General features: G+C 38.3%; 4 protein-coding genes and 1 pseudogene. 4 read left to right on the top strand and 1 reads right to left on the bottom strand.

The window, feature by feature from the left end; translation table 11 throughout:
* The 4 genes from ACFILT_RS00790 to ACFILT_RS00775 all read left to right on the top strand — a co-directional run.
* On the top strand, positions 1-484 hold a 484-nt coding region (locus ACFILT_RS00790), incomplete at its 5' end, for a tyrosine-type recombinase/integrase (RefSeq protein ID WP_375679435.1).
* Between the two features lie 207 nt (positions 485-691).
* A complete protein-coding gene (locus tag ACFILT_RS00785; protein WP_375679434.1) occupies positions 692-868 on the top strand; it encodes a helix-turn-helix transcriptional regulator in 177 nt (58 codons plus the stop codon).
* A 121-nt stretch (positions 869-989) separates the two neighbouring features.
* Positions 990-1,874: a toprim domain-containing protein gene (locus tag ACFILT_RS00780; RefSeq protein ID WP_375679433.1), complete on the top strand. Its 885-nt coding sequence runs from the start codon at positions 990-992 to the stop codon at positions 1,872-1,874.
* Positions 1,871-3,478 carry a YfjI family protein gene (locus ACFILT_RS00775; protein WP_375679432.1) on the top strand — a complete coding sequence of 536 codons (1,608 nt, stop codon included), beginning with the start codon at positions 1,871-1,873 and terminating at the stop codon, positions 3,476-3,478. Before ACFILT_RS00780 ends, ACFILT_RS00775 begins: the two co-directional genes overlap by 4 nt.
* Before the next feature lie 616 nt (positions 3,479-4,094).
* Here the strand turns inward: ACFILT_RS00775 and ACFILT_RS00770 are convergent.
* Positions 4,095-4,537 (bottom strand): annotated as a pseudogene (locus ACFILT_RS00770) (type ISP restriction/modification enzyme); the annotation flags it as partial.
* Positions 4,538-4,643 lie beyond the last annotated feature (106 nt).

The following is a 4,643-nucleotide window of genomic DNA, read 5'->3' as shown; positions in this document are numbered from 1 at the left end:
ACAACTGGCTTTACGTTTGCTTATTCTGACAGGCGTTCGTACTTTTCCTTTATGTCATATCCATAAAGATCAAGTTGATGGGGATATATGGACTATTCCTGCTGAAAATATGAAAGGAAAGCGTGATACCACAACAGAATTTCGTGTGCCCTTATCAAAAGAAGCATTAGACATTTTAAAACAAGCGCGTCTGCTCTCTCGCAATGATTTCTTTTTTTCTGCAACTGGTCGCGGTCCCCTCGCTGCAAATTGTATGGCTCAATATATGCAACAGACTGGACTAAACGCCTGCCCGCATGGTTTTCGTTCTAGTTTACGCGATTGGCTTGCTGAAACAACCGATGCCCCCTATGAGGTCGCTGAAACTATTTTAGCTCATACGGTCGGCGGTAAAGTAGAGCGTGCCTATCGTCGGACTGACTATTTAGAACAGCGCCGTGTCTATATGGATAAATGGGCGGCTTATGTCACGGGTCAATCTTAAGATATGGGGTGAATAACCCCATGATCTGTGGATAACTTTAGCTCTCTTTTCTCTCATTCTCTCTCAATAAGACTCATAAATTATCACATCAGAAATTATATGATAAAATATTGTTTTCTATAAATAAAACATCTTTCTAAATGAACCAAAATGTGGTTAATAAATAGTTATGATTTGTTACCATTTTTTGATAGAAAGGATTTTAGAATGACAGAAAATGATATTCTTTTAACTGACCGTGAAAGTGCAAAATTGCTTCATATGAGTGTCTCAACATTCCGCCGTCATGTTACCAATGGCTCTCTCCCAAAACCTTTAAAATTTGGTTTTTTATCGCGTTGGTTACAATCAGATCTTTTGAATGTCATCGAGCAAGTAAAATAGCAACGTTATAACGACGCGGCATAAAAAAACCTTGTCACGTAAGGACGGACAAGGCTTTCTCAAACTCATCACCCTAGAGATAGCACAATCCGTCCTATGACACAACGTTATAGGATTTAAAATGATGTGTTCTTTTAAGAATGCGCGGGGTATCACACGTGCCTTGCGCGGGGTTTGGCATGGGCGTTATGGAACAGCCCGTTGCCCTGCTCATGATGATAGGCTGCCTAGCTTATCCATTAAAAATGGACATGATGGGCGTCTCTTACTCACTTGTTATGCTGGCTGCTCTTTTAGAGAGATCATACAAGCGCTTATTAGAATTGGATTGCTTGGAAAACAAGCTTATGATCATACGCTTTCTTTCTCAAAACAGTTTTGTGCTGATCTCAAACAAGCAAAAAGGAAAGCAGAGAGAGCAAAAGCAATTTGGCAACAAAGCCAACCAATCAAAAATACTTTAGCAGAAACCTATTTACGTATGCGGGGGATCACATGTGATTTGCCTGCTGATTTACGCTTTCATAGCAAATGTCCACACCCCTCTGGGGGTACATTGCCCGCGTTAATTGCTCTTGTTAAGGAGGCTGGTTTCTTTGCCATTCATAGAACCTTTTTAAAAGACAATGGCTGCAAAACAGATCAAAAACCAGCAAAAGCCATGTTGGGATCTGTCACTGGTGGTGGGGTGCAATTAAGTCAAGCCAATCCAAAACATCTGGTCATTTGTAAGGGCATTGAAACCAGTCTAGCTCTGCTGTCTGGGTTATTAACAGAGCCCGTGAATTTATGGGCGTCCCTTTCAACCCATGGCATGATGCGTGTGAATTTACCCAAAATCAAAGCCCGTCTGACAATTGCAATGGACGGTGATGAAGCGGGTCGTAAAGCAGGTTTTACCCTCGCTGCACATGCCTATAGACAAGGCTTTGAGGTCTTTATGATGCAAGCCCCCTACGGTCTAGATTTCAATGATGTTTTGATACTGAAAGGTATAAATAAATGAGAGAGAATAAAAACAATATTGTCGATACCAACAATCAAAATGTTTCATGCAATGATAACGATAATGCTTTTTTAAATGATAAGACTTGTTTAGAAGCCATTCCTTATAAACAAGCATTGCAACAAAATGGTTGGGGCGAAATAAAGCCTATCACGGCGGCTCTCTTACCCGTCGAGCCTTTTAGCTTATTACAGTTGCCAACGCCATTAATGAACTATGTTTATGACGTTGCGGATAGCCAACAAGCCCCTATGGATTTTATTGCTATCTCTGCTCTCTGTGCTTTGGCTGCTGTGATTGGCAATGGCGTGCGGGTTGCCCCAAAACAACATGCCAATTGGAAAATTGTCCCTAATCTCTGGGGCGCTCTTATTGGTCAACCTTCAACCATGAAAACACCTACCATGCAAGCCGCTTTAACTCCTATCACTTGCCTTCAAAAGAAATGGTATAAAGACTGGCTAAAGCAGAAAGAGAGACAAGAAATTGAAGAGATACTTGAAACTTTAGACAAATCCGAAAAGAAAAAACAAGCCCATAAAGCAATAAAAAAAGGAGATCTTGAAACAGCCCGTGCTCTTTTGTATGAAACCCTCTCTAAAGACAATGCGCATGATGATAATGTCTCTCGTTTTATTGTCAATGATACGAGCGTGGAAAAGCTTGGGGAACTCTTAAAAGAAAACCCCCGCGGTCTCTTGATGGTGCGTGATGAATTATCCGGTTTCTTAACAGATATGGAACGAAAGGAATATCAAACAGACCGTGCCTTTTATTTGGAAGCTTTTAATGGAGATGGTCAATTTACTTATGACCGGATTGGGCGGGGTACCATTTTTATTCCCAATGCAACCGTCTCTATTATAGGGGGCATTCAACCCTCTCGCATTCTGCCCTTTATACGCAATGTTTTATATGGCAAAGGCAATGATGGTTTCTTACAACGCTTTCAAATGCTTGTCTTTCCCGATGAAACAAAAGATTGGAAGTGGGTTGATAGACCTCCCAATCAAGAGGCATGGGAAACGTATGAAGGGGCATTTCGTTCTCTTTATGATAACCCCCTTGGTTCACCAGAACACCCTCTTGTGATGCGTTTTTCTGCTGAAGCTCAAGAGATCTTTCGTGAATGGATGCAAAAGATTTTTAAAGAAGCCAAAGAGAATAACCTTTCTGAAAGCTTACAAGCACATCTTTTGAAAATGCCTAAGACCATAGTAAGTCTTGCATTGATTTTTGAATTAACCGAAGGGGGGCGTTTTGAAATCAATAGAGATGCCCTTGAGAGAGCCTTATATTGGGAAGAATATCTGATAAGCCATGCAAAACGTCTTTATGCGGCGAATGATACATTAACAGCAGAGCGTGCAAAATTAATTGTAGAGCGCTGTGATCTTTTACCCAATGTTTTTACGGCAAGAGATATCTATAGACGGTGTTGGAGATCTTTAAAAGACAATGGAGCCGTTAAGCAAGCTTTAGAGCTTTTATGTCGTTGTAACTATATTCGTGAATTTCCTATAGAGGGGAATGAATTAGGTCGGCGTCCTGATAGACGGTATGAATGGCATCCTTTGGTTAAAAACAACAGCATAAAACAATAAAGAAATCTCTTTTGAAGTCTTTAAGACAACCACGCAAAACTCTTTTTATGGCATTCTCATCAAGGAACTTTTTTCCAAAAGTAAATGATCTGAGTGACCTTATCAGAAGAGTTTTGTCAGTCTTGTCAGTTCTTTTTAGAACCTATATTTTTTTTAAATGAGAGAAAATTAAAATCATTATATTTCAATAATTTAAGTTTTATCAATTTTTCAAAAAACAACCTATATCAAAATACAACCTGTAAATTCAACTAATGCTCTATGTTTTGTAGGTTTTTTTGGGGGGGTAGAAACCTTCAAAACCTATAAGTAATATAAGAAAATGAATATACATAACCCTCTTTAAATAAAGCTTCTGATAACAATAAAGCTATCATTTTAGATTACGGTTTAATCTTTTAAAGGCAATGTAAAAGAAGCGTATTCACTTTAAGATGGGATTTCTTAAAAGTCTTAAAGCAATTCAAAGTAGAGTATTTAAAAGTGTAAGTTTCTTCTTTTTAGAATAATGCATATAAACACTCCTTTTAAAGATTGTATCTAATCAACTTAACAAGAGAGGTATAGATTATGGTTATAAGATTCTATACCTCTTTGTGAGTTTAGCAAGCCAAGTCTATTCAGTTTCTCTAATTTCTAATTTTGGTAAGTTCTTAACAATTTTCATTGTCTCTAAACTTATGGTAATAACTCTAGAGGGTAGGCAGGGGTGCCAATGGTTTCAACAGCATAACGATTGGCATCATTAACAATGCCACTCTTTTTATCAGTCTTAACACATTGACGCCCCATAACCCATTCAAGAGCGGGTTTACCATTAACGATATACTCACAAGCGTCAAGAGGGATATCTGTTATTGTGATATTGTTATTATAAATAACAGTGGTTTTATCTTTCTCTTTACCTGTTTTTGCGAATTTCATTTCAGTCACGTAATAGAATTTTTCTGGATTAGAGATCTCTGTAACTTTTGGATTACCTTTTTTAAAAGTTACTGGATAAGGTTTTACAGTTTCATAATTCACGTGCAAATGATCTAGTTCACGCCCTGTTACAACAGAGTTCCGTTTTCGTATAAGGGGTTTAATTCTCTCCAAAAGAATCGAAATGAAGCTTATTAAATCCATTTTGAGTAAATGGTGAAAAAAATGCAGAAAAATGCGA

The sequence above is a fragment of the Bartonella sp. AP7XZML genome, from assembly GCF_042195745.1.
GTDB lineage: Bacteria > Pseudomonadota > Alphaproteobacteria > Rhizobiales > Rhizobiaceae > Bartonella.
This window is presented reverse-complemented; position numbering and strand designations above follow the sequence as displayed.

What these genes read in the sequence shown, in the direction of transcription:
- ACFILT_RS00785 (WP_375679434.1), top strand. Translation starts at nt 692, where the DNA reads ATGACAGAAAATGATATTCTTTTAACTGACCGTGAAAGTGCAAAATTG.
- ACFILT_RS00775 (WP_375679432.1), top strand. Translation starts at nt 1,871, where the DNA reads ATGAGAGAGAATAAAAACAATATTGTCGATACCAACAATCAAAATGTT.
- ACFILT_RS00780 (WP_375679433.1), top strand. Translation starts at nt 990, where the DNA reads ATGATGTGTTCTTTTAAGAATGCGCGGGGTATCACACGTGCCTTGCGC.